The 23,470-nt window shown below is 58.8% G+C and carries 19 protein-coding genes and 1 pseudogene; 13 read left to right on the top strand and 7 right to left on the bottom strand.

The window, feature by feature from the left end:
- Positions 1 to 86: 86 nt before the first annotated feature.
- Genes ACTIEN_RS09025 through ACTIEN_RS09015 form a run of 3 tightly spaced genes read left to right on the top strand, consistent with a single transcriptional unit; the run spans position 87 to position 2,524 of the window.
- On the top strand, positions 87 to 872 hold the full coding sequence (locus ACTIEN_RS09025; protein ID WP_439522797.1) for an IclR family transcriptional regulator: 786 nt from the start codon (positions 87 to 89) through the stop codon (positions 870 to 872).
- Positions 873 to 932: 60 nt separating this feature from the next.
- A complete protein-coding gene (locus ACTIEN_RS09020; protein ID WP_439522796.1) occupies positions 933 to 1,304 on the top strand; it encodes a PaaI family thioesterase in 372 nt (123 codons plus the stop codon).
- A complete protein-coding gene (locus ACTIEN_RS09015; protein ID WP_439522795.1) occupies positions 1,301 to 2,524 on the top strand; it encodes a CaiB/BaiF CoA transferase family protein in 1,224 nt (407 codons plus the stop codon). The genes ACTIEN_RS09020 and ACTIEN_RS09015 overlap by 4 nt, the downstream gene beginning before the upstream one ends.
- Positions 2,525 to 2,528: 4 nt before the next feature.
- On the opposite strand, the gene ACTIEN_RS09010 is transcribed toward ACTIEN_RS09015, so the two are convergent.
- Positions 2,529 to 3,923 (bottom strand): hypothetical protein, encoded by a 1,395-nt coding sequence (locus ACTIEN_RS09010; protein ID WP_439522794.1) that lies wholly within the window; start codon positions 3,921 to 3,923, stop codon positions 2,529 to 2,531.
- A 324-nt stretch (positions 3,924 to 4,247) separates the two neighbouring features.
- Positions 4,248 to 5,195 carry a LysR substrate-binding domain-containing protein gene (locus ACTIEN_RS09005; RefSeq protein WP_439522793.1) on the bottom strand — a complete coding sequence of 316 codons (948 nt, stop codon included), beginning with the start codon at positions 5,193 to 5,195 and terminating at the stop codon, positions 4,248 to 4,250.
- 92 nt (positions 5,196 to 5,287) lie between these two features.
- Between ACTIEN_RS09005 and ACTIEN_RS09000 the strand changes: the two genes are divergently transcribed.
- Both ACTIEN_RS09000 and ACTIEN_RS08995 read left to right on the top strand, forming a co-directional pair.
- Entirely contained in the window at positions 5,288 to 6,499 is a 1,212-nt protein-coding gene (locus ACTIEN_RS09000) for a CaiB/BaiF CoA transferase family protein (protein ID WP_439522792.1), read from the top strand.
- A 14-nt stretch (positions 6,500 to 6,513) separates the two neighbouring features.
- Positions 6,514 to 7,383: an HpcH/HpaI aldolase/citrate lyase family protein gene (locus ACTIEN_RS08995; RefSeq protein ID WP_439522791.1), complete on the top strand. Its 870-nt coding sequence runs from the start codon at positions 6,514 to 6,516 to the stop codon at positions 7,381 to 7,383.
- A gap of 475 nt (positions 7,384 to 7,858) precedes the next feature.
- Here ACTIEN_RS08995 and ACTIEN_RS08990 read toward each other — a convergent pair whose 3' ends face one another.
- Complete coding sequence (locus ACTIEN_RS08990; RefSeq protein ID WP_439522790.1) at positions 7,859 to 8,761, bottom strand: LysR family transcriptional regulator; 903 nt, start codon at positions 8,759 to 8,761, stop codon at positions 7,859 to 7,861.
- A 157-nt stretch (positions 8,762 to 8,918) separates the two neighbouring features.
- Here ACTIEN_RS08990 and xdhA point away from each other — a divergent pair, with 157 nt between their 5' ends.
- From xdhA to guaD, 5 genes are all read left to right on the top strand, one after another.
- Positions 8,919 to 10,370, top strand: coding sequence for a xanthine dehydrogenase small subunit (xdhA, locus tag ACTIEN_RS08985; RefSeq protein WP_439522789.1), 1,452 nt, complete (start codon positions 8,919 to 8,921; stop codon positions 10,368 to 10,370).
- A 15-nt stretch (positions 10,371 to 10,385) separates the two neighbouring features.
- Positions 10,386 to 12,704 (top strand): xanthine dehydrogenase molybdopterin binding subunit, encoded by a 2,319-nt coding sequence (xdhB, locus tag ACTIEN_RS08980; protein WP_439522788.1) that lies wholly within the window; start codon positions 10,386 to 10,388, stop codon positions 12,702 to 12,704.
- A 3-nt stretch (positions 12,705 to 12,707) separates the two neighbouring features.
- Positions 12,708 to 13,589, top strand: coding sequence for a xanthine dehydrogenase accessory protein XdhC (gene xdhC, locus ACTIEN_RS08975; RefSeq protein ID WP_439522787.1), 882 nt, complete (start codon positions 12,708 to 12,710; stop codon positions 13,587 to 13,589).
- Between the two features lie 39 nt (positions 13,590 to 13,628).
- Entirely contained in the window at positions 13,629 to 15,230 is a 1,602-nt protein-coding gene (locus tag ACTIEN_RS08970; protein ID WP_439522786.1) for a xanthine/uracil/vitamin C permease, read from the top strand.
- Positions 15,231 to 15,293: 63 nt separating this feature from the next.
- Complete coding sequence (gene guaD, locus ACTIEN_RS08965) at positions 15,294 to 16,631, top strand: guanine deaminase (RefSeq protein ID WP_439522785.1); 1,338 nt, start codon at positions 15,294 to 15,296, stop codon at positions 16,629 to 16,631.
- 52 nt (positions 16,632 to 16,683) lie between these two features.
- Here guaD and ACTIEN_RS08960 read toward each other — a convergent pair.
- From ACTIEN_RS08960 to ACTIEN_RS08945, 4 genes and pseudogenes are all read right to left on the bottom strand, one after another.
- Positions 16,684 to 16,868 (bottom strand): annotated as a pseudogene (locus ACTIEN_RS08960) (creatininase); the annotation flags it as partial.
- 8 nt (positions 16,869 to 16,876) lie between these two features.
- A complete protein-coding gene (tspO, locus tag ACTIEN_RS08955) occupies positions 16,877 to 17,356 on the bottom strand; it encodes a tryptophan-rich sensory protein TspO (protein WP_439522784.1) in 480 nt (159 codons plus the stop codon).
- Positions 17,357 to 17,361: 5 nt separating this feature from the next.
- The gene (gene crtB, locus ACTIEN_RS08950; RefSeq protein WP_439522783.1) at positions 17,362 to 18,402 is read right to left on the bottom strand and encodes a 15-cis-phytoene synthase; all 1,041 of its coding nucleotides are present in this window, start codon (positions 18,400 to 18,402) and stop codon (positions 17,362 to 17,364) included.
- The gene (locus tag ACTIEN_RS08945) at positions 18,399 to 19,949 is read right to left on the bottom strand and encodes a phytoene desaturase (protein ID WP_439522782.1); all 1,551 of its coding nucleotides are present in this window, start codon (positions 19,947 to 19,949) and stop codon (positions 18,399 to 18,401) included. The genes crtB and ACTIEN_RS08945 overlap by 4 nt, the downstream gene beginning before the upstream one ends.
- 123 nt (positions 19,950 to 20,072) lie before the next feature.
- Between ACTIEN_RS08945 and crtA the strand changes: the two genes are divergently transcribed.
- From crtA to ACTIEN_RS08930, 3 genes are read left to right on the top strand one after another with little or no spacing between them, the layout of a single operon-like run.
- Entirely contained in the window at positions 20,073 to 20,780 is a 708-nt protein-coding gene (gene crtA, locus ACTIEN_RS08940) for a spheroidene monooxygenase (RefSeq protein ID WP_439522781.1), read from the top strand.
- Positions 20,777 to 21,781, top strand: a complete 1,005-nt coding sequence (bchI, locus tag ACTIEN_RS08935; RefSeq protein ID WP_439522780.1) for a magnesium chelatase ATPase subunit I — start codon at positions 20,777 to 20,779, stop codon at positions 21,779 to 21,781. The genes crtA and bchI overlap by 4 nt, the downstream gene beginning before the upstream one ends.
- Positions 21,778 to 23,466 carry a magnesium chelatase subunit D gene (locus ACTIEN_RS08930; protein WP_439522779.1) on the top strand — a complete coding sequence of 563 codons (1,689 nt, stop codon included), beginning with the start codon at positions 21,778 to 21,780 and terminating at the stop codon, positions 23,464 to 23,466. Before bchI ends, ACTIEN_RS08930 begins: the two co-directional genes overlap by 4 nt.
- Positions 23,467 to 23,470: the final 4 nt, after the last annotated feature.

Raw genomic sequence — 23,470 nt, 5'->3', positions numbered from 1 at the left:
CAAACGTAAAGATCGACGGCAAGTATTGTCAATACGCTAATGTTGTTGTACAGATACAATGAAAATTGGCGAAACGAGGTCCAGAAATGCAAGTCGAAACCCCCGCACAGACAACGAAACGGCAGGTCCCTGCCGTCTCACGCGCCGTTGCTATATTGAGGTTTCTCGCTCGATCTCCCGAGCCGGTAGGGGTCAATCCGCTCGCCCGGGAACTGTCACTCGTGCCAAGCACCTGCCTGCACATCCTGCGTGTCTTGCAGGATGAGGGGCTGGTGGAATTCGATTCGAAAACGAAACGCTACACAATCGGAGTTGGGATTCTTCCTATCGCCAGAGCGGCTCTTCAGCGCAATACGTTCTCGACGCTGATTCAACCAAAACTGTCAGAGTTGTCACGGGAGTTCGGGGTCACGAGCATCGCCACACAGCTTTCAGAACCGGGCCAGATGATTGTCGTGGCGCTGTCACAATCCAATTTGCCTTTCCGCTTGCAGGTGGATCTGGGCAGCCGCTTTCCCGCTTTGATCAGTGCCACCGGACGCCTCTTCGCCGCATTCAACGCAAACGATGAATCCGACCTCCAAAAGCGGTTCGAGAAGCTGGTCTGGGATCACCCGCCAGCATTCGATGTGTGGCGACAAGAGGTTCGCGACGCCCGGACCCGCGGGTATTCCGTCGATCAGGGTGTCTATATTTCCGGCGTGACAGTTGTAGCGGTTCCCGTTTTCGGCAGCAACGGAGCAATGGTTCGATCCATTGTGGCAATCGGCATCTCCGAGCGACTCAAGGACAAGGAAATTCCGAGACTGGCCAAAGCCATGCAAGCCGTCCGCGATCAAATTCAAGAATTGCAAATCGAGACAGGGAGCTAGGATTTGACGATACAACACAGCAGCACGGAAAGGTGGAAGCCCGTTCGAATTACTGGGTTCATGGAGAAGATCGGCCCCCTGCTCCGCTCGACCAGCGTCGAAGATAAGCACATTTACGGCCTTCAAACGTCAGATGATCACCAAAACCACATCGGCCTGATACATGGCGGTGTCGTGACCAGCCTTCTTGATCAGGTGATTGCCCTTGTCGCGTGGAACGCAGCGGACCGACAGCCTATAGTTACGCTCCAAATGGATACACGTTTCCTCGGATCCGCCCGATCGGGTGACTTTCTGGAAACACGCGCAACAATCCAACATGCAACGCGATCCCTAATGTTCGTTGATGCCGAAGTCTCTTGTTCAAACCGTCAGGTCGCAAGCGCCACGGCCATCATGAAAATCTCAAGACAGTCAGGTAAGAACTCATGACCGATTCCGCAAATCCCAAACACACCGGGCCGCTTACCGGCATCAAGGTGCTGGATTTTTCACGTATTCTATCCGGTCCATATGCCAGTATGGTTCTTGCCGATCTCGGCGCTGAGGTCATCAAGGTCGAACCTATCGAAAAAGGCGACGAGACGCGCAATTTCCCTCCCTTCAAAGGAAAGCTGAGCCACTATTACATCGCGCTTAACAAGAACAAGAAAAGCATCGCATTGAACCTCAAATCCCCCGAAGGCGCACAGATCGCGCGCGACCTGGCGCGGCAAAGCGACATCGTGTTAGAGAACTTTCGTCCCGGCGTCATGGATCGGTTGGGATTGGGCTACCAGCGCCTGAGCGAAGACAATGCGCGGCTGATCTATTGCTCGATCACGGGCTTTGGCACGGACAGCCCTCTTGGCGAAAAGCCGGCATTCGACATCGTGGCCCAGGCGCTGTCCGGGGTCATGAGTGTCAATCGTGAACCGGGTCAGGCTCCGAACAAGCTGGGCATTCCCATGGGCGATATGGCTGGCAGCATCTTCTCGATTTTTGGCCTTCTTGCCGCACTGCACGAGCGCAACGCCACCGGCAAGGGCCGGCATGTCGAGGTCGCGATGCTGGACAGCCTGATTGCCCTTCAGGGCTACCTGTCGCAAATCTACTTCGTCACAGGCCAAAGCCCTCAGCCGGTCGGCACTCAGCATCCCAGTATCGTACCATACGGAGCGTTTCCCACGCTTGACGGGCATGTTATCGTGGCTTGCCTCACGGAACGCTTCTGGCACAACTTCGCGCAATGTCTGGGTCGCGACGATCTGATCGAGGACACCCGTTTCTCGGTCTACGAAAATCGCTTGGCCAACCGGGATGCGCTGGAAGCCATTATTCAAGACCGGATGACCCGTGATACCAGTGAATACTGGCTCGAGCAGCTCAGCAAATTCGATGTTCCCAACGCTCCCATTCTATCGATTGGCGAGGCGCTGGAACAGCCACACGTCGTGTCTCGTGGACTGGTTGAAACCGCCAGTCATCCGACCGAAGGCGATGTACGTCTCGTCCGGGGGCCAATCCGGTTTGATGGCGACGGCCCATCCCCTTCGCGGGCGCCCAGCCTTCTTGGACAAGATACACTTGACGTCCTCAGTGAAACACTCGGCTACGACGACGTAGAGATCGAACGACTTGCCAGGGAGGGCACGGTTCTGAAGGCGTCGTGAGGCGTCACGCAAGCAGTCCGGCAAATCCAAGCACCCAGATCGAAACGATGATTGAGGCGACCAGGAAGTATCCACCGTTCCACACCAGACCGACATGCCGTGCTGGAACTTCGCCAAAGGCTCCGACCATCAGTGTCGACGCAGTGAACGGTGACGTCATGCCTGACAAGGCCCATCCTGCGGTCAGCGCAACAACAACCGCCGTGGGCGTGACACCGAGAAGTTCGGCCGACGGAATGACCGGCACGAGAAGCGTCACCGCAAGGATGGGATTCATGCCGATCTGGCCCGCGGCCGGAATGACAAAGACGAAAGCCACCAGAATAAGGGACGTCGGAACGCCCGAAAGATCAAGACCGCTGGCGGCAATGGCCGGCACCAGCAGCGCGGAGCCGACCGTTCCGATATATCCCGCCATCATGAGCAAGACGACCTCACCCTTCACAGCGGGCAGTTCGGTGAAAACATAGGCTCTGAACCAGCTTCGGAAACGTCTCGTTCCGCCCTGGCTTCGACTTTGCACCAAGACCCAGAAAATCGCGACGGTCGGGACGAGCAGTATGACAAGTCCCACCACGCGGATTCCGGTGAGCATGTAAAGCCCGCCGATGCCCCCCATGATCGTGATCAGCAGGATCAGGAGAGGCGACATCAACATCCAGTTTCCTTCTGGTGCTTGCCTGATGCGCGGCGAACCGGCAATCCGGGGCTTGAAGATCGTATCCAGCGCCCAACCCGTCACCGCCATCAGAAACCCTGTCACCATTCCCGGCACCGCGACCGAGACAAAGGTGGTGCCCGGGATGATCGCTGTCGTGATCGCAACCGCAAATGACAGCGGCGACCATGGCAAGGTGGAGCCGAACCCACGCTGAATGGCCAGCAGCATGCGTCGGGTCCGATGCCGCCTGATCTCTGGGTTTTGTTCGGTTTTGGCACTGGCAGTCGCCAAGCCGCCAAGCAGGGCAATAGCGCCGTAATTGAGAACCAGTGCGAACACTTGACCGCCGAAGGTCAAAGCGATGTAGCGGCGCCCCGGTGGTTGCAAGGCGAGAAACCGGCCGGCGTTCTGGATTGCGGGGGAACCCTCTGCGACGCTGCGAAGGCTAGCGAGGGCGCAGAAGAAGGCACCTATGAAAGCCGCTTTCTCCAGCCCGACGCGTGCAAACGTCACCCAATCCGGGCTTTGGAAGGCCAATCCGATTGTCAGAACAATTCCGACCGCGACAAAGACTTGCCGCCCACGCCTGACCTGCGGCGCGAGCACAAGAAGGAGAACGAGTGCGGTCAGAGATTGCAAGCCATTCGCCCAATCGCCCGCGCCCCATTCCGCAAAGACCACGACGAGGGTTAGGAAGACCAGTCCAAGGCCGGTTGTTGCCGCAATCGCGTTGGTCATCGTTGTGCGCTATACCTTTCCGGCGCGATAGGTCCGAATGGGATAATGCATGATCCCTTGCGAGTGCCCAGAGCCTTTTCCCCAAGCGCCACGTTTTGCTGCGATGATGGGGCGCTAGTTGTTTTCACCCATTCCCTACCCATCTCAACGCGTTCATCGACCTCACCAAATGCGAAAAGCGACTCCCACATGATTTCGACATAGGCTTGCCCCCGGTAGCGCTGGAAATGCCAGTCGCTGCCGTCATATTGGTGTCTCTCCGATATGGACGAAGAACGCAATCATTCGAAGAAGAAGATGCCTTCTGCTTGATATCAGATTTCTTTATGCCCTTGTCCGACGCCGTGAAACAATCCGCGCGCCCAGGCTGTGGTTGGCGTGCAACTCATCGAGAGTGGCGATTAGTTCGTCCCGAACAACAGCGAAAGCCGGCGTGAAAGAGTGCACTGGCGAGCGACAGAACACCAGTCGACGCTCGAAGTCCGGAACACCGATGCGCAGCGCCTTCAATCGACCTTCGGCCACATCGCGTCGGATCGGGGACAGCGGCAGGATCGTGTTGGCATAGCCCTCGGCAACAAGCTCGCGCATGGCGAATGTGGCATCGAGCTCGAACCGAATATCAAGGTCGATGTCGTTCTGTACCGCATAACGATCAACCATCACACGCAACGAATGGGGATTTCCAGGCAGGCAGAGCGGCACTGCCGAAAGCTCTGCCGACTCGACGGTGACCCGGTCCTTGAACTGAGAGGAAGAAGCCGACACGATGAGAAACAGGTCCTCGATCAGAAGGGGTTCACCGGCGGTTTCGACGGCGTCGATCGGCTCGAACAGAACCGCAAGATCGACACGGCCCTGATCGACCCATTCGCGCAGGTGGCCCGACATCGACTCTATGATGCGCAGCCTGATCCCCGGGTATTTTCCGAGCACGCGTTTGATCAGCTGTGCCGAAAGGGTCGCCGCGACTGTTGTCGGCAGCCCCAGCGTCACAGCGCCACGAGGCTCGCCGCGGGAATCCTGAAGGTCCGAACGCGCCCGGTCGTAGATCTCGAGCATCTGCGTGATCTGCCGGAGCACCTCCTGCCCTGCTTCCGTCGGGGTGACGCCCTTGCGCTTGCGCTCGAAAAGCTGCGCGCCGAACTCTGTTTCCACCGCCTTGATGTGCTGGCTCACAGCGGGCTGCGCCATCCGCATCGCCTTTGCCGTGGCCGAGATCGACCCCAGCTTGGCCACGGTTACAAAACTGCGCAGTTTTCGAATATCCATCCGCATTCCATATCAAATTCTTATATCTTACATTCTCCCTTGTTTGACCCGGGCAAGGCAAGGTGTCGCCGCAACAACAGAAAGATAAGCGGATGACAGGACAGAATGCACGCGCCCCTCTCGAAGGCTTAAGGGTCATCGACATGTCGCGGCTGGTCGCTGGCAACGTACTTACCCATGTGCTGGCGGATTTCGGCGCCGAAGTGATCAAGATTGAAAAACCAGGTCAGGGCGACGACCTGAGAGCTTGGCGTGTCGAAGGCGTTTCGACCTTCTGGAAGGAATACTGTCGCAACAAACAAAGCCTCGCAGTCGACATGCGCAGCGCCGAAGGTCTGGCCGTGGCGCGTGAACTCATCGCCTCTGCTGATGTTCTGGTAGAGAATTTCAGGCCGGGCACCCTCGAGAAGATAGGTCTCGCACCCGATGATCTGCTCGCCCGCAATCCAGGGCTGATCGTGGTTCGGATCTCGGGATGGGGCCAGACCGGCACATGGCGTGGCCGGCCGGGTTTCGGCAGTCTCATTGAGGCCATGTCCGGTTTTGCAATGATGAACGGCTTTGAGGATCGACCTCCGGTGCTTCCGCCACTGGCGCTTGCCGACATGATTGCGGGGCAATCCGGCGCCGCCGCAACACTCATGGCACTTCGCGCGCGCGACCGCGACGGTTCCGGACAGGTCATCGATCTGTCGCTGTTCGAGCCGATGTTCGCGTGCTTGGGGCCGCAAATCGCCAACCATCGGCTGACAGGTCGCGAGCCCCGTCGCATGGGCAGCCTGTCTGAACTCAGCGCGCCGCGCAATATTTACGAAACCGCCGATGGCGGCTTCGTCGCTCTCTCGGCGTCCACCCAAGCGATGGCGGAACGGGTCTTTCGGGTCATCGGCCGCCCCGACATGATCATTGATCCGCGCTTTGCCACCAACTCGGACCGGATCGACCACCTCGAAGAGTGCGACGCTGCGGTGGCCGACTTCATGCGTTCTCTGCCCCGCGACGAACTGGTCGCGCTCTTCACCGAAGCCGAGGTCACGGTCGGGATCGTCGCTGGCGTCGCCGACCTGGATGGACACCCCTACATGACCAGCCGAGAGGTCATTGTTGAAACGCCTGATTCTGACATGTCGTCTTTTCCGATGCACGCCATTACGCCTCGCCTTTCACGCACGCCCGGTGTCATCAAAGCCCCAGGTCCCGCTCTTGGTGCCCATTCCGTCGCAATCCTCAAGGCGCTTGGCTTCAGCCGCGATGGCATTGACGACCTCGTGACGCGTGGCATTGTCGAAGTGCCAACGCAATAGATGGAGGCCACAACATGATTGCTTCAGACCGCCTCACCGGCATTGCAAGCTTGCTGTTCTTGCCGGCAGGTAACGACCGTCTGCTCGCCTCTGCCCTGAACCGACCTGCCGATGGCTTCGTCCTGGATCTGGAAGATGCAATCCCACCGGAACAAAAAGACGCCGCGCGCCAAGGTCTCTCGGCAGATGTCACGTCTTTGCGCAGCAGCGGAGCGCAAGTCGGTGTCCGGGTCAACCGGCCCTGGACTCTGCTTGTCCCCGACCTCACGGCTTGCGTTGCGGCCGGTGTCGACTTCGTCATGGTTCCCAAAGTCGACACGCCTCAATTCGTCGTCGCGGTTGCCGAGATTCTCCGCGAACTCGGGGCACCGCCGCAGATTTACACCATCTCCCAGATTGAGAGCGCCGTGGCCTTCGGACGGCTGACTGACATTGCGGCGGCCGCACCAGAGAGACAGGCCACCCTGATGATCGGTCCCGAAGATTTGGCGGTCGATCTGGGAGCGGAATCGTCTCAGACGGTGATGGCAGTCTTTGCTCAGATGATGGTTGCGGCGGCGCGCGGCGCTGGCCTCGTGCCGATCGGCTCGCCCGGCTCCATTGCAGAGATCGAGGATATGGCCGCCTACCGAGAGCAGATGGAACTTGGGCAGCGCATGGGTTTCGGTGCAGCAGTTGCAATTCATCCCCGACAGGTCGATGTCATCAACGCCGTCTTCACGCCCTCTCCCGAAGCCGTGGCCTCTGCGCGCGAGATCGTCACCCGCGATGCGGAACATGGCGGTCAACCATTCCTGCATCACGGCCGCATGGTCGATGCTCCGGTGGTCGCCAGGGCAGCGCGGACGATTGCGCTTGCAGAGGCGCGGAAAACCGCGCGCTGACACGAAGACCGAAGCTGCGCAGTCTCTGCTTGACCGAAGTGGGCGCTGTGGCTTTGGCTTCGCTGCCGGCCTTTCAATGACCGCCGCACGACCCGTCTCGATAGGTAGGGGCGACCAGCGTGCTGCGAGCCGCCCTTTTGAAAAGCGCGGCGCCCGAGCGATCCCTGTTCAGCCTGAAGGCGCAGGAGTTCGGGTCTTGCGCGATCAAGAAACATCGCGTTGAACGGCGAAAGCAGAACGACTTTCGCGGCGACCGCATCTGATTTGCAAGCACACTGTCGTGGACGCGGCGCTTTCGCTCGAAACAGGCAGTATAGTGTGTCGCGGGTGGCTGCCTGACTGCAAGAAATCAGAGCCTTCCTCCGGTCAATGTGCAAGTTTGCGACAAAACTCTGCCAATGTACTCACACAGCACGGCAAGGCGTGTTTCGGTGAAACACCCTACGACAATCGCGTGAAGAAATAGGACATCACTTCAGGCAAAATACGATTTACTGTGCCGGGCGACGTGTTCGACGAACAGGCGGACCTTAGGGTCCTGAAGCTTCTTGTGTGGGTACAAACAGCCAAAGATCGTCGACACTGGCGGCGTATTGGGCAGAACCTCTACCAGCCGTCCGCTCGCAAGATGTTCGCGTACATCAAACCGCGGTTTGTTAACGACCCCTTTGCCCGCCAACGCCCAGTCGGTCAGGACATCTCCATCATCCGCATCGAACTTGCCCCGCACCTCGAGCTTGCGCGGACCCATATCGGTCTTCAGCAACCAGAAATATTCGGGCGACCGCGGATAGCGCAGCAACAGGCAGTTGTGATCGCCATGCAGAAGATCATCGGGTGTTTCAGGAACGCCGTGCTGAGACAGGTAAGCAGGCGCAGCACACAGGACGCGATTACAGTCTGCAAACTTGCGCAATTTCATGGTCGAGTCACTCGGCTCTCCCACGAAAAATGCGATGTCCAAGCCGTCGGCCAGAATGTCGACCTTTCGGTCAGACAGGCGCATGCGAATCTCTGTATCTGGGTAGGTCTCCGAGAATTCCGGTACCAAAGGCGCCACGATCCGACGTCCCACACCTAGTGGTGCCGTCACCCGGATTGCCCCGCGCGGTGTTTTTGAAAAGCTGGCGACCCGCGCTTCGGCGGTCTCCAACGCCGTGAGAACGGTTTTCGCCTCTTCGTAGAAAACGATCCCGGCTTCAGTCGGCGTCATTGACCGCGTGGTGCGATTGAACAGTCGCACGCCAAGGCGTCTTTCCAATTCTTTCAACCGTTTGCTCGCCACGGCAGGTGTCAGACGTAGGTCGCGACCTCCTGATGTGATGCTGCCCAGTTCCATCACTCGGACAAACACATGAAGGCTTTCAATGTAGGACATGGCGCTTCCTCGATTGCTGCGAAAGCATGCAGCGCTGAGCGAACATTTTCAACATATTGTTGAAAGAATTTGCCGTTTACGATGATTTTCGATCTGAATATTTGCTCCTATGGTTTCCCTTAGATCAAGCGCCCGGACCGCGCATGGGGAGGACACCATGACCATTCACTTCATTCTCAACGGCAAAGATGTTTCTGTCGAAAATGTCGGGGCAAACCAGACATTACTCGACTTTCTGCGTCTGGAACGGCGTCTGACCGGAACCAAGGAAGGCTGCGCAGAAGGGGATTGCGGCGCGTGTACCGTGCTGGTCGGTCGCCAGACCTGCGCAGGTCTGGTCTACGAACCGGTGAACGCCTGCATCCGGTTTCTTGCATCTGTGCAGGGATGCCATGTGGTCACGGTCGAGCATCTGTCCGGACCAAATGGACGGCTGCATCCAGTACAAGAGGCGATGGTGGAGCATCATGGAAGCCAGTGTGGCTTTTGCACACCGGGCTTTGTCATGTCCCTCTATGCGCTCTGGATGCAGGTTCCCGAACCCACCGTCACGCAAGTTGAAACCGCGTTGCAAGGGAACCTGTGTCGCTGCACCGGATATGAGCCGATCATCAAGGCCGCCGTTGCCGTGTCACGCTACGGCACGCCTGCAGCGGATCATCTGAATACTGAACGTGACACGATGACGGCACGCCTGCGCGCGCTGCAGCACGAGACACGCATCGTCACTGGTCCGCAGGACAACCTGAGTATCCTTCCGTCCAATGTCGATGATCTTGCCGCCTGCCTGCTGGAATGGCCGGACGCCACGATCATCTCCGGTGCGACTGATGTCGGTCTCTGGGTCACGAAATTCCTTCGCAACATCGGACCGGCGATCTATATCGGTCACCTCAATGAACTCAAGACTGTCAAACGACAGGGAGACCTCCTCTTGATCGGTGCTGGCGCAAGCTACACCGATTGTCAGTCCACCCTGTCTGAGCACTTGCCACACCTGACCTCTTATTGGGGTCGCATCGCAGGGTGGCAGGTGCGAAATCTGGGAACCGTTGGCGGAAACATCGCCAACGGATCGCCCATCGGGGATACGCCTCCGGTCCTGATCGCTCTGGGGGCAGAGATCACGCTGCGGCGCGGTCGTGACCGCCGGACGCTGGCTTTGCAGGACTACTTCATCGACTACGGCAAACAGAACCGCGCCGCGGGCGAATTTGTCGAAAGCATTCAAGTCCCGCTGCCCGGTCCCAATGACCGTAACGCCGCCTACAAGATCTCCAAGCGGCGAGACGAAGATATCTCGTCAGTTGCGGTCGGCATCCATATGACCGTGACGGATGACCTGATTGGCAATGCACGTATCGCATTCGGTGGAATGGCCGCGACACCAAAGCGGGCAAGCAAGGCAGAAGCTGCGCTGAACGGTCAGCCCTGGTCACATGACAGCTTTGAAGCCGCAGCAAAGGCTTTGATCGACGATTTCCAACCTCTCACCGATTGGCGCGCATCTTCGGAATACCGGATGCTTTCCGCACAAAATCTGCTGCGGCGCTTCTTTCTTGAACAGGACGGCCAGACCGACGCGCCCGTTCAACTCGCCATCGCTTAGGAAAGGGCACGCAACATGAAAGACACTGTTTCCATCACCGGCGCGGCACATACCGACCGCATCCATGACAGCGCCACAAAGCATGTCACCGGTCGTGCAGATTACACCGATGACATCGCCATGCCCGAGGGCACGTTGCACGCCTATCTCGGGGTGTCGACCGTAGCGCACGCGAAATTGCCGGGTATTGACTATACGGACGTTCTGGCCACGCCCGGAGTGATCGGGGTTCTGACAGCTGAAGATGTTCCCGGCGTGAACGACATCAGCCCCACCGGGCTGAATGACGAACCAGTTTTTCCAACTGACCTGATCCAGTTCTACGGTCAACCGCTCTTTGCGGTTGTTGCAGAAACCCGGGATATTGCCCGGCGTGCGGCAGAAAAAGCCAGGATCGACTACGACGCGCTGCCGCACGCGCTGGACCCTATTGCGGCGCAAGAGGCTGGCTATGGCTATGTGACCGCACCGCTGAAGCTTGAGCGTGGCAATGTTGACCCCGTGTTGAAAAACGCGCCCAACCGCATCCAGGGACGTATGACTGTCGGCGGTCAGGATCACATGTACCTCGAAGGGCATATCGCCTTTGCCATCCCCGGCGAAGATGACGATGTGATCGTCCATTGCTCAACCCAACACCCGTCCGAAGCACAGCATATGGTCGCCCATGTGCTTGGCGTACCATCGAACGCCGTGGTGGTGAACGTGCGCCGCATGGGCGGCGGGTTCGGTGGCAAGGAAAGCCAGATGAACCTGTTTTGCGCAGTTGCTGCAATGGCGGCGAAAAAGTGGAACCGTGCGGTCAAAATCCGTCCCGATCGCGATCAGGATATGACGGCGACAGGCAAACGGCATGACTTCGTCATCGACTACGACGTCGCGTTCGACGATGCGGGTCGGATTCAGGCGCTCGACGCCAGCTTTGCAGCGCGCTGCGGATTCTCTGCCGATCTTTCTGGCCCGGTGACTGACCGTGCGCTGTTTCACGCCGACAATGCGTATTTTTACCCCAATGTGCGGCTCAACAGCCATCCAATGAAGACCAACACCGTCTCCAACACCGCCTTTCGCGGTTTTGGCGGCCCGCAAGGTGTCATTGCCGCCGAACGCATGATCGAGGAAATCGCCTATGCCACCGGACAGGATCCGCTGGATGTGCGCAAGGCGAATTTCTACGGTGGCGAAGACCGCACCCTGACGCCGTATCATCAGGAGGTGGAGGACAACATCCTCGACCGCCTGGTGAGTGAGTTGGAAGAAACATCAGACTATCGCCAGCGTCGTGCCGAGATCATCGACTTCAACAGGACGTCGCCGATTCTGAAGAAAGGCATCGCTCTGACTCCGGTCAAATTCGGCATATCCTTCACCGCGACCTGGTACAATCAGGCGGGTGCCTTGGTGCACGTCTATAATGACGGGTCCATTCACCTGAATCACGGCGGTACGGAAATGGGCCAAGGGTTGAATACCAAGGTGGCGCAAGTGGTCGCCGAAGCGTTTCAGGTTGATTTCGAACGCATCAAGATCACCAAAACCACCACCGAGAAGGTTCCCAACACCTCGGCCACCGCAGCATCAAGCGGCACTGACCTGAACGGTATGGCGGCGCTCAACGCTGTGGAACAGATCAAAGCCCGGCTGGTCGAGTTTGCTGCGACGAACTGGGGCGTTGATCCCGCAGAGGTCGTCTTTCATGCCAATCAAGTGCATATCGGCAAGGACACGCTAAGTTTCGAAGCCTTCGTCAAGAAGGCGTACCTTGCCCGCGTGCAGCTTTCGGCGGCTGGGTTCTATAAAACCCCGAAGATCCATTGGGATCGGGCCAAGGGTCAGGGACGGCCATTTTACTACTACGCCTATGGTGCGGCCTGCTCTGAGGCCATCATTGATACGCTCTCCGGCGAATACCGGGTCGAACGGACTGATATCCTGCATGATGTCGGTCGCTCGCTGAACCCGGTTCTGGACAAGGGTCAGGTCGAAGGGGCCTTCATTCAGGGCATGGGCTGGCTCACCACCGAGGAACTTTGGTGGGACGATGCCGGGCGCCTGCGCACCCATGCACCATCGACCTACAAGATCCCGCTCGCTTCAGACCGCCCTCGCATTTTCAACGTGAATCTTGCCGACTGGTCCGAAAACCGGGAGCTCACCATCAAACGCTCGAAGGCCGTCGGTGAACCGCCATTCATGCTTGGCATCTCGGTGTTCGAGGCGCTGTCCATGGCGGTCGCCTCGGTTGCAGATTACCGCGAATGCCCACGGCTTGACGCTCCGGCCACGCCCGAGCGCGTCCTGATGGCGGTGGCGCGACTGAAGGCAGGGGGCTGATCCATGTCTCTCTCCACGTCTTCACTATCCGACTTCCTTGCGGCGCACGCCTCGGTGATAAAAATTGCGCTGACCCGTGTGCGCGGGTCATCTCCGCGCAATGAAGGCACCGAGATGTTCGTGGCCCCGAACGCGCTTTGGGGCACTATCGGCGGCGGACAGTTGGAATACCTCGCCATCGACGCCGCGCGAGACATGCTGCGCGACGGGGCCTTGCAACGCGACATGGACATACCACTTGGCCCGGAAATCGGCCAGTGCTGCGGTGGCCGGATCGAGATGCGACTGACCCGGATGCGCGCGTCGGACAAGCGCGTAGCACAGGATCGCGCCCGGCAGAACGATGCTGCTTTGCCTCATGTCTATGTTCTTGGTGCTGGTCACGTTGGCCGTGCACTGGCCAGCCTCTTCCAGCACATGCCGGTGAATTGCGTGCTGATGGACACCCGGCCTGAGGAAATCGCGCTGAATACTGCCAAAGTGGAAACACGCGTCAGCGTTCTGCCCGAAGCAGACATTTGGAACGCGCCTGCTCGCAGCGCCTTTATCTTATTGACGCACGATCATGCGCTCGACTTCCTGCTGGCCTCCGCCGCGCTGGAACGGGGTGACGCCGCGTATGTCGGCATGATTGGGTCAGCCACAAAACGTGCAAAATTGAAAAGCTGGACGCACAGACACTGTGGCGGCCAAACCATCGAACATTTGAATTGCCCTATCGGGGCAAGCGGTAGCCGCGACAAGCGGCCCAGCGTCATCGCGGCCTTCGTTGTGGCCGAGGTGATGGCTGTATTGACCTCTGAAACTGCCGCGACCGCCTCTAGCGAGACACTCAAGACGCCCATTTCGGGCATTCAACCGGGGTTGGAAGGGAGACTGGCCTGACCCGCCAGAGATCCAGCCCCATCAGAGGAGGAGACCGTCATGGACGGGAGGACCTACAATTACAAGCTGTTTAGCCGCAGCGACTTCAGCGCATTCTGGGCGCTTTTTACTGATAACCTTGTGAACCTGTTGATCTTGTCTGGCGTGTGTCAGTTCGTTTTCCAGATGCCTGCAGAAATTGTCTTCGGACGCATCGTTCCCGGCGCAGCAATCGCCATTCTGGCAGGTGTCGCCGTCTACACCTACCTTGCGAAATGGGCTGCCAACAAGCAGGGCAAGGATGTAACCGCCCTGCCCTACGGCATCTCGACACCTGTGATGTTCGTCTACCTGTTCGGCGTGATTGGCCCGATTTACTGGGCCACCAACGATCCGCTCCTGGCTTGGCAGGTGGGCATCGGCGCTGGATTTGTCGGCGGTATCGTCGCCGCGCTTGGCGCTATCATCGGGCCATTCCTCAAGCGCATTACGCCGCGCGCAGGTATGTTGGGCACGCTGTGCGGCATCGCGCTTGTCTTCATCGGCGCTGTGCCCCTGGCCGAAATCTTTGAACATCCGTTGATCGGCTTCACGTCGCTTCTGTTCATCCTTTGGGGGCTGATCGGGCGCTTTCGTTTGCCGGGCAATGTTCCTGCGGGTCTGGTTGCCATTGCAGCCGGAACCTTGATCGCTCTGGTGCTTGGGGAGTCGGAAATCGACGTCAGTGGCATCGGGTTTTATCCACCGGTTCCTTATGTCGGCGACCTGATTGCCGGTATTCAGTACCTGCTCGCGAATCCGGAATTGTTCCTCGTCCTGATCCCGGTCCAGATCTATAATTTCATCGAGACCATGAACAACGTAGAGTCCGCCGAAGCGGCAGGCGATCACTATCCGGTGGGTCTGTGCCAGGTTACCGACGGCGCCGGAACGATGCTGGGCGCACTCTTTGGCTCGCCCTTTCCGACGACCGTGTACATCGGCCACCCCGCGTACAAGCGTCTGGATGCCCATGCCGGGTATATCGTCGGCGTTGCCGTCGTCATCGCCGCTGCTGCATTTCTCGGGTTCCTGTCATTTCTGGCGGGTCTTATCCCGATTGCCGCTGCAGCGCCTGTGCTCGTATTCGTGTCTGTCAGCCTCATCACCAACACGGCCTGGGCCGTGAAGCCGATGCACATGGCCGCTGTGTCCTTTGCAATCCTGCCGCATATCTCGGCCTTCCTGATGGTGAAGTGGGGCTCTTTGATGAACGCGCTTCGATCTTCGGGGGTCGAAGGACTGCCCGCACTTGGAAACGACAACCTGACCGCGGCCCTGCTGATGGAAGGTGCGCATTACGAGGGTCACCTCGCCCTCAGCCAAGGCGCAATCATCACCGGCCTGATCTGGGGTGCCATCGTGGCCGACGTGATCGACGGGCGCTTCAAGACCGCAGGTGGCTTTGCGGTCGCCGCGTCCCTGATGTCATCCGTTGGGATCATCCATTCCTACACGCTTCAGCTGCCGCAGTTTGACGGCATCACCATAGGCTACCTGATCGTGGGTGCTTTCCTTTACCTCTATCCGATGTTCGCACCGAAAGAGGATTTGGAGCATCGCATCATTATCCCCGATGAACCTGATCTCATCGACGACGACACACCAGCCCAAAGAGCCTGACCATATCCGGGCGGCCATCGTGCCGCCCCGATCTTCCGCAACCGCACAACACCCGAGACACCCATGACACAGACCCTACTCCGTGGCCGCCTGCTGACCTTTCATCGCGAACCGCAGTCCGGCGATGACCTCGATGCCTATACCTATCTCGACGACGGCGCGGTGCTGATTGCGGACGGGATCATTCGGGACACCGGCCCGTTCGCGACCTTGTGGGCCAAAGCCCCCGACACGCCAGTCACAGATCACCGGCCGCATCTGATGATGGCCGGGTTCATCGACACCCATATCCACTTTCCGCAAGTGCAGGTGATCGCTTCCTGGGGTGCGCAACTGTTGGACTGGCTGAACAACTACACCTTCCCCGAAGAAACCCGTTTCGCGTCAGAGACACACTGCCAGACGATGGCACGCGCGTTTTTCGACCAGCTCACAGCGCATGGCACGACCACCGCCGTTGCTTTCTGTTCAGTTCATAAAACCTCGGCAGATGCCTTCTTTTCCGAAGCGACCCGACGCAACATGCGGATGCTGGGTGGCAAGGTTCTGATGGACCGCAATGCGCCCGATGCGCTGCGTGATACGCCTCAATCCGGCTATGATGAGACCAAGGCGCTGATTGCCGACTGGCACGGTCGTGGACGCAATGGCTATGTCATCTCGCCCCGCTTCGCCATCACGTCGTCACCCGAGCAAATGGAGATGGCGCAAGCGCTCGTATCCGAGAATCCGGACTGCCACATCCAGACGCATCTGTCAGAGAACCGCGACGAAATCGCCTTTACCAAAGAACTTTATCCGCAGGCGCGCGACTATCTGGATGTCTACCAGTCTTATGGACTGCTGGGCGAAAAAACCCTTCTTGGCCATGCAATCCACCTTGAACCGCGCGAGATCGACGCGCTGACCGAGACTGGCGCACATCCGGTCTTCTGCCCCACATCCAACCTCTTTCTGGGCAGCGGATTGTTCGACAATGCGGGCCTGCGCCGTCGCGGCATTGCAAATGGCATCGCCACCGATGTCGGCGCAGGAACAAGCTATTCAATGCTGCAGACGATGAACGACGGTTACAAGATCTTGCAATTGCAGGGTCAAACCCTGCATCCGCTGCAAACCTTTCACTGGGCTACGCGCGGCAATGCCTGTCTGCTTGGGCTGGAAAACAGGATCGGAACGCTCGACCCCGGAACCGAGGCGGATCTCGTGATCCTGAATGCAAGGGCAACGGAAGCGATGGCGCTGCGCATGGAGCGGGCCAGGAACGTCGCAGAGGAGTTGTTCGTGCTACAAATGATGGGCGACGATCGCTCGATTGAACAGGTCTATGTCAGCGGCGCCCCACAAAAGACAGGCGTTTGCCGGACGTCCAAGAACAACCTACTTACAGAACCTGCCTGATCGCATCAAAGCCTGCCCCTGCAAGTTGTCGCGCTGATCCCAGGTCAGCACATCAACCGACGACGTTGACATTCAGGCTATAGAGGTCGCCCGTGATGTCGGCGTTGCCGTTTCAGTGATAATCAGGATGTCGAGTTCACGACTGCCACTGGCACCGTGCTGATCGCGGGCGAAGGTCACCGTCGGCTCAATGCTGATTACCATTCCGGGTTCGAGAACCGTTTCGATATCCTCGCGCGGTGTTGTCACGTTAACTCGCCAGACTCTTTCGCTTCGCGGGGATTCAGCCTCCAGACGCTTGCATTCAATGCGCCCGCGATGGACACCCAGACGAGGTAAGGCACAAACAAGAGCCCCGCAATTGCGTCCACTTGCCAAAGCGCCCACAGCGTCGCGGCAACAGACAGCCAGAGCGCTGACAGAACCGCCATTCCCAACTTGATCCGCTTCAACCCGAAAAACACCGGAGTCCAAAGTCCGTTCAACGCGACCTGCAAGGACCAGAACGCCATCGCAAGCCCATTGTCCGGCAACAGCGCCACGCGGGCACCAGCCGTTGCCATACACAAGTAGAGCGTTGTCCAGACAGCCGGGAAGACCCAGTCAGGCGGCGTCCACGAGGGTTTGTTGAGGTTGCGATACCAAGGACCTGGCGAGAATAACCCACCGGTCGACCCTGCTGCCAAACATGCAGCCAAAAAGATGCCGAACAAGACCCAAAACATTTACGTCAGGTAAGCCGCCCTTGCGCTCCATTCAAGGCGTTTTGTTGGTCTCTCTCGCGTTGTGCGGCCTGTGACAACGCCTCGAATATGGCATCAGACCGTGACCTGCGTTCATTTTCACGGCCAGCGGCGTTTACCAGGAACATGGTTTCCGGCAAGCTGCGCGCATAAAGCACAGCGGATTTCGGCATGACCACCGTCATTGCCGCTCTTGCCGCCGACACGGCCAACCAACCAAGCTTTTGCGGTCTCGACGTGCGTGCACGGGAAGAAATCGAATCGTACCCGCTTCGCTGCACCTGCCCACCGATCCCGGCATATATGAACCGCGCTGCGTAGATCCCTGGGCGAGAGGACACCGGTAGACCCGCTACACCGGCTTCGGACCGCATATAGAGACGGTTGGCTTGCATCACCAGTCGCCGTGTCATTTGCCGAATGGCCTTGGTCGCCTTGGGGTTGTCAAGAAACTGATCCGGATTCAGTCCAGCTTCGTCCAGCCACTCGAGCGGCAGGTAAATCCGCCCCTCCAACGCATCCTCACCAATGTCCCGCGCGATATTGGTCAGTTGCATGGCAACGCCAAGATCACAGGCACGGGCAAGTGCGTTCGGGTCGCGAACTCGCATCAGAACACACATCATCACGCCAACTGCGGATGCCACCCGCGCTGAATAGTCAAACAGCTCTGAAAGGGTTTCATAGCGGCGGCCCATCGCGTCCCAGGCCAGACCTTCCAATAGGGCGTCCGGCAAAGCACGCGGCATGTCGAAGTCTTCGACCACACGCGCAAAGGCCCGATCGGCGGCAGCATTGTCTGGCCGACCGTCGTAAATCCGGTCCAGCCTGTCCTGAAGCCGCAGGACAGCGGCGGCTTTTTGCTGCTGCAAATCCACGGCGTCGTCCGCCAGACGGCAGAACGCGTAAAGCGCCAACGACGGATCGCGCACCGATGCAGGCAGCAACCGGGACGCCATGTGAAACGACAGGGATCCATGCCGGATCGCCTCGCGGCAGGCCTCCATATCCGTTTCGTAACAGGTCATCCGCGCACCGTAGCGGGATCGGGAACCAGTTGTTCCAGCACCTCGGCTGATGAAATCACTCCGGGTAAACCCGCGCCGGGGTGGGTGCCTGCACCGGTCAGAAACAGACCCTTCAGTTCCTCACTGACATTGTGCGGCCGGAACCAGGCGCTTTGCAGGATACGCGGCTCGATCGAAAAACCCGAACCATGCGGCGACAGATACCTGTCCTTGAACGTCTCCGGCGTGAACACTTCACTTGCCGTGATACGGCCCGAAAACCCCGGCAACAACTGGTCTTCCAGCGTTTTGGTCAGACGCGCACGATATTCGTGCTCAAGCTGTTTCCAGTTTGCTGCATCAGTATGGCCAAGATGCGGAACAGGGCTGAGCACATAAAACGTGTCATCCCCTTCAGGTGCGGCACTTGGATCTGTCACCGTGGGGCGGTGGACGTAAAGCGAGTAATCCTCTGGAACCTTGCCGCCCTTGAAGATGTCGCGCACCAGTTCCTTGTAGCGCGGACCGTTAAGGATGGTGTGGTGCCCCACATCTTTCCACTTGTCCTGCGTGCCCTTGGTTCCAAAGTACCAGACGTAGAGCCCCATCGACCAACGCCGTGATTTCAGCTTTTTCGGCGTCCAGCGTTTGCGCGGCTGGTTGCGCAACAGGTGGTCATAGGTAAATCCGGCATCCGCATTCGACACGACGATGTCGGCGGTAAGAACTTCCCCGGACGCAAGCTTTACCCCGCGTGCGCATCCGTTCTTGACGAGGATCTCGTCAACCTCGGTCTCCATCCGCAGGGTTCCACCCTGTTCGCCGATGATCTTCGCCATGTTTTCCGCAATCGCGGCAACACCGCCCATCGCGTAATGCACGCCGAATTCCTTTTCGAGATGCGACACCAGGATATACATCGACGTCACGTTGAAAGGATCACCGCCGATAAAAAGCGGATGAAACGACAGCGCCATGCGCAACCGCTCGTCTTTGACGCGCCTGGCAGCGTGCGTATAGACTGACCGATCGGCGCGCAGCATGGCGAAACGCGGCAACACACGAATCAGGTCGCTCAGCTTGTGCATCGACCGACGACCCAGATCCTCGAACCCGAACCAATAGCGTTCCTCGCTGTCGCGCAGGAACGTGTCGTAGCCCGCAACATCGCCGGGCGACAACCGCCTGACTTCTTCGCGCATCGCTTCGGTGTCCTGTCGTGCGGTGAATGTCGATCCATCCGGCCAGCGGATTTCGTAAAAGGGATCCAAGGGTCTCAGATCGACCTCTTCATGGAAATCCCGCCCGCAAGCGGCCCATAACTCTTTGAAAACCTGCGGCACAGTGACGATCGTCGGCCCCAGGTCAAACCGGTGACCATCTTTCCAGATGCACGACCCGCGCCCACCGGGGACATCAAGCTTGTCGATCACGGTCACACGGTAACCCATCGCACCCAATCGCATGGCCGACGCCAAGCCTCCAAGCCCGGCACCGATCACCACGGCATGCGCCGAGTTAAGCTTGTCGGAATGTGCCGCAAGGGCGGTATCAAGTTTCGTCATCATAGGCTCATGATATACTGTCAACTTTACTTTACAATATTTTGCCGGAGTGGCGCGTCAATTTATTTAATATCTTTCCTGTTTCGTGATTATGTGTCAGACTTAGTTGACACTATGGGAACCGAAATGCAGACCGTGAGCCTGAGCTTTTATCGCTTTGCCACACCGCTATCGCGGCTTTGGGCGCTGACAATGATGGGTGCCGCGCGGCTTTCGCTTCCTCGAATCGACGGGATTCAGTTCTGGAAGCTGTGCGGATCTGGAACGGGCGAAGGCTTTACGCCGATCCCCAACACATCTGTCTATGCCATCCTGACGGTCTGGCCCGACCTGGAGCGCGCACGCACCGCTCTTGGGTCGGAAGGCATCTTTCAGCGCTACCGCGCCAAGGCGTCCGAGCATTGGACGCTGTTCCTCAACCCCTATTCCGCTCGCGGTGCGTGGTCGGGGGGCAGTCCCTTCATCGAAGAATCGCCCCCGCAAACCGGCCCCATTGCCGCCCTCACCCGCGCAACCGTTCGCCCTGGCGTCGCCGCGCAATTCTGGAAACGTGTGCCGGGTATCAGCGACGTGATCGGCGAAGATCCGAACGTTCTTTTCAAGATCGGAATCGGGGAACTTCCTCTGCTGCAACAGATCACCTTTTCGATCTGGCCGGATTCCCAATCCATGGCACAATTTGCCCGCAACAACGGCCCCCACGCTCAGGCCATTCGCGCCGTGCGTGACGGCAAGTGGTTCCGCGAAGAGCTCTATGCCCGCTTTCGCGTTGCCGACGAGATCGGCAGCTGGGAGGGCAAATCCCCCCGCATTCTCAAGGATATCGCCGCATGAGACATCCCTTTCCTTTCTCGGCCATTGTCGGCCAGGACCAGATGAAACTCGCCATGATCCTGACCGCGATTGACCCCGGCATTGGCGGGGTGCTTGTCTTCGGGGATCGTGGCACCGGAAAATCCACCGCTGTCCGTGCACTGGCGGCTCTCTTGCCAGAGATTTCCAAACTTGAGGGAAGCCCAACCAACGCGCCCTCCGAGGCCGAGATGCCGGATTGGGCTGATCCCGTGGCCGGTACCATCATCAATGTGCCTACCCCAGTGATTGATCTTCCGCTTGGCACAACCGAAGACCGGCTGGTCGGCGCGCTTGATATCGAACGCGCGCTCAGCCGTGGGGAAAAGGCGTTTGAGCCCGGTTTGCTGGCCAAGGCAAACCGCGGCTATCTTTATATCGACGAAGTGAACCTGCTTGAGGATCACCTTGTCGACCTGCTTCTCGACGTGGCGCAGTCCGGCGAAAACGTCATTGAACGCGAAGGCCTGTCGATCCGCCACGATGCGCGATTTGTGCTGGTCGGCTCTGGCAATCCCGAAGAAGGCGAACTGCGCCCGCAATTGCTTGACCGCTTTGGCCTGTCCGTTGAAGTCCGCTCACCAAATGACATCGAGGAACGGGTCGAAGTGATCCGTCGCCGCGCTGCTTTTGACATCAACCCGGATACGTTTGTTGAAAAATGGTCGGTCGAAGATCGCAAGATCCGCGATGCCATCATGGTCGCGCGCGATGCTCTCAAGACCGTTGATGCGCCGGATGACACGTTGCGCGATTGCGCCGGTCTTTGCGTCGCCATCGGATCGGACGGATTGCGCGGTGAACTCACCCTGTTGCGCGCAGCACGGGCCTTGGCCGCCTATAGGGGAAGCCCAATCGTAACCCGTGATCATCTTCGGTCTGTGGCATCCATGGCGCTCAGTCACCGTTTGCGACGCGATCCGCTGGACGATGCAGGGTCGTCCACCCGCGTGAATCGCACGGTTGAGGAAGTTTTTGCATGAAGGAAGACCCCTCTACCGTTCAGGTGCATGGCCAGCTGGCCCTGACACTTTTGGCGGTCGACCCGGTCGGGTTGGGGGGGCTTCACCTGCGTGCACGGGCTGGTCCGGTGCGCGACATGTTCTGCGCCCCGATCAAGACGCTTTTTCCCAAGGCGCGCCGCATCACTCCGTCGATCTCCGACCTGCAATTGTTTGGCGGCGTTGATATTGGCGAAACACTCACTCGCGGAAAGATAGCGTATGCCCAAGGTCTTCTTGAAACGCCGACACCGCTGGTCTTTACGATGGCCGAACGCTGCGAACCCGGCCTTGCGGCACGGTTGGCACAAAGCCTTGATTCAGGTGTCGGGCACGCCCTGATCCTTCTGGATGAAGGGGCCGAAGATGACGAAATCGCCCCAACGACCTTGACCGAACGGCTCGCATTTCGGGTGGATCTGGAGGGGCTGCGTCACGTCGAATTGGCGCACCTGGTCATTTCGCAAGCCGACGTCATCAAGGCAAGGGCGCATCTGGCGGACATTGAAATCCCCGAGGATGTGCCCGCCGCCCTGGCAGTTGCCGCAGTCAGGTTCGGTATTCTGTCGTTGCGCGCGCCGCTGATTGCCTTGGCAACCGCGCGCGCCAATGCGGCTCTGAATAACCGCAAAACGGTGAATGAGGACGATCTCCAGATCGCTGTTCAACTGGTCTACGCCCACCGCGCGACGCAGATGCCGGTTGAGGAAGAGACGGACGAGCCAGAGGATAACGCCAATCCCGACGATACCCCGGACACCCAAAGCCCAGATCAGGATGAGTCAGAACTGACACTGCCGGACGATTTGTTGATCGAGGCTGTCAAAGCGGTTCTGCCGTTCGATGTTCTGGCCATGCTGGCAGGCAACGGTCGCGTGAAATCCGCGACAGGCAGCGGCGGCGCAGGTCAGAAGAAGCGCGGCAACCGGCGCGGGCGTCCCTTGCCATCGCGGGCAGGGCGACTGGATGGTGGCAACCGGATTGATCTTGTCGCAACGCTCCGCGCGGCCGTGCCATGGCAGACCATTCGCCGCAAACAGAACCCGGAGCGCACAGGAGTCCTTATTCGTTCGTCCGATATCCACGTTAAGGTGTTTCAAGAAGTTTCGGACCGTCTGGTGATCTTTGCTGTCGATGCGTCGGGGTCTTCGGCGGTTGCCCGTTTGTCCGAAGCGAAGGGTGCGGTCGAACTCATGCTTGCTGACGCGTATGCGCGGCGGGACCATGTCGCGCTGATCGCGTTTCGGGGTGAAGGTGCTGAACTGATCCTGTCGCCGACCCGGTCGCTTGTGCAAACCAAACGCCGCCTGGCAGGTCTGCCCGGCGGTGGAGGAACACCACTTGCCTCAGGCCTCAAGGCCGCCGCCGAATTGGCGCAACGCGCCCGTGCGCAAGGCCTGTCACCGTCAATTGCCGTCCTGACCGATGGCCGCGCCAATGTGCCATTACCCGGCAAGACGGGACGCGCTGCTGCCAACGAGGATGCACAGGCGATGGCACGGCATGTTCGCGCGTTGAACATTCCAAGCGCGATGATCGACACATCCGTACGACCACACCGTGATCTTCGTACGCTTTGTGACGTGATGTCGGCCAAGTACATCCCGTTGCCACGCGCAGACGCCAAGGCACTGAGCCACGCAATTGAAACGGCGTTAGGCGAATGACATC

It is taken from the genome of Marivita sp., from assembly GCF_051859345.1.
Classification (GTDB): Bacteria; Pseudomonadota; Alphaproteobacteria; order Rhodobacterales; family Rhodobacteraceae; genus Marivita.
Note: the sequence above shows the minus strand (reverse complement) of the source record. Positions and strands in the feature narration are given on the sequence as shown.

Excerpts from the sequence above, each read along its gene's own strand:
- tspO (WP_439522784.1), bottom strand. The coding sequence starts at position 17,356 with ATGTTTTGGGTCTTGTTCGGCATCTTTTTGGCTGCATGTTTGGCAGCA.
- ACTIEN_RS09025 (WP_439522797.1), top strand. The coding sequence starts at position 87 with ATGCAAGTCGAAACCCCCGCACAGACAACGAAACGGCAGGTCCCTGCC.
- ACTIEN_RS08930 (WP_439522779.1), top strand. The coding sequence starts at position 21,778 with ATGAAGGAAGACCCCTCTACCGTTCAGGTGCATGGCCAGCTGGCCCTG.
- ACTIEN_RS08970 (WP_439522786.1), top strand. The coding sequence starts at position 13,629 with ATGGACGGGAGGACCTACAATTACAAGCTGTTTAGCCGCAGCGACTTC.
- xdhC (WP_439522787.1), top strand. The coding sequence starts at position 12,708 with ATGTCTCTCTCCACGTCTTCACTATCCGACTTCCTTGCGGCGCACGCC.
- ACTIEN_RS09015 (WP_439522795.1), top strand. The coding sequence starts at position 1,301 with ATGACCGATTCCGCAAATCCCAAACACACCGGGCCGCTTACCGGCATC.
- ACTIEN_RS09010 (WP_439522794.1), bottom strand. The coding sequence starts at position 3,923 with ATGACCAACGCGATTGCGGCAACAACCGGCCTTGGACTGGTCTTCCTA.
- ACTIEN_RS08945 (WP_439522782.1), bottom strand. The coding sequence starts at position 19,949 with ATGATGACGAAACTTGATACCGCCCTTGCGGCACATTCCGACAAGCTT.
- ACTIEN_RS09020 (WP_439522796.1), top strand. The coding sequence starts at position 933 with ATGGAGAAGATCGGCCCCCTGCTCCGCTCGACCAGCGTCGAAGATAAG.
- guaD (WP_439522785.1), top strand. The coding sequence starts at position 15,294 with ATGACACAGACCCTACTCCGTGGCCGCCTGCTGACCTTTCATCGCGAA.
- xdhB (WP_439522788.1), top strand. The coding sequence starts at position 10,386 with ATGAAAGACACTGTTTCCATCACCGGCGCGGCACATACCGACCGCATC.
- ACTIEN_RS08995 (WP_439522791.1), top strand. The coding sequence starts at position 6,514 with ATGATTGCTTCAGACCGCCTCACCGGCATTGCAAGCTTGCTGTTCTTG.
- xdhA (WP_439522789.1), top strand. The coding sequence starts at position 8,919 with ATGACCATTCACTTCATTCTCAACGGCAAAGATGTTTCTGTCGAAAAT.
- crtA (WP_439522781.1), top strand. The coding sequence starts at position 20,073 with ATGCAGACCGTGAGCCTGAGCTTTTATCGCTTTGCCACACCGCTATCG.
- ACTIEN_RS09005 (WP_439522793.1), bottom strand. The coding sequence starts at position 5,195 with ATGGATATTCGAAAACTGCGCAGTTTTGTAACCGTGGCCAAGCTGGGG.
- ACTIEN_RS09000 (WP_439522792.1), top strand. The coding sequence starts at position 5,288 with ATGACAGGACAGAATGCACGCGCCCCTCTCGAAGGCTTAAGGGTCATC.
- crtB (WP_439522783.1), bottom strand. The coding sequence starts at position 18,402 with ATGACCTGTTACGAAACGGATATGGAGGCCTGCCGCGAGGCGATCCGG.
- ACTIEN_RS08990 (WP_439522790.1), bottom strand. The coding sequence starts at position 8,761 with ATGTCCTACATTGAAAGCCTTCATGTGTTTGTCCGAGTGATGGAACTG.
- bchI (WP_439522780.1), top strand. The coding sequence starts at position 20,777 with ATGAGACATCCCTTTCCTTTCTCGGCCATTGTCGGCCAGGACCAGATG.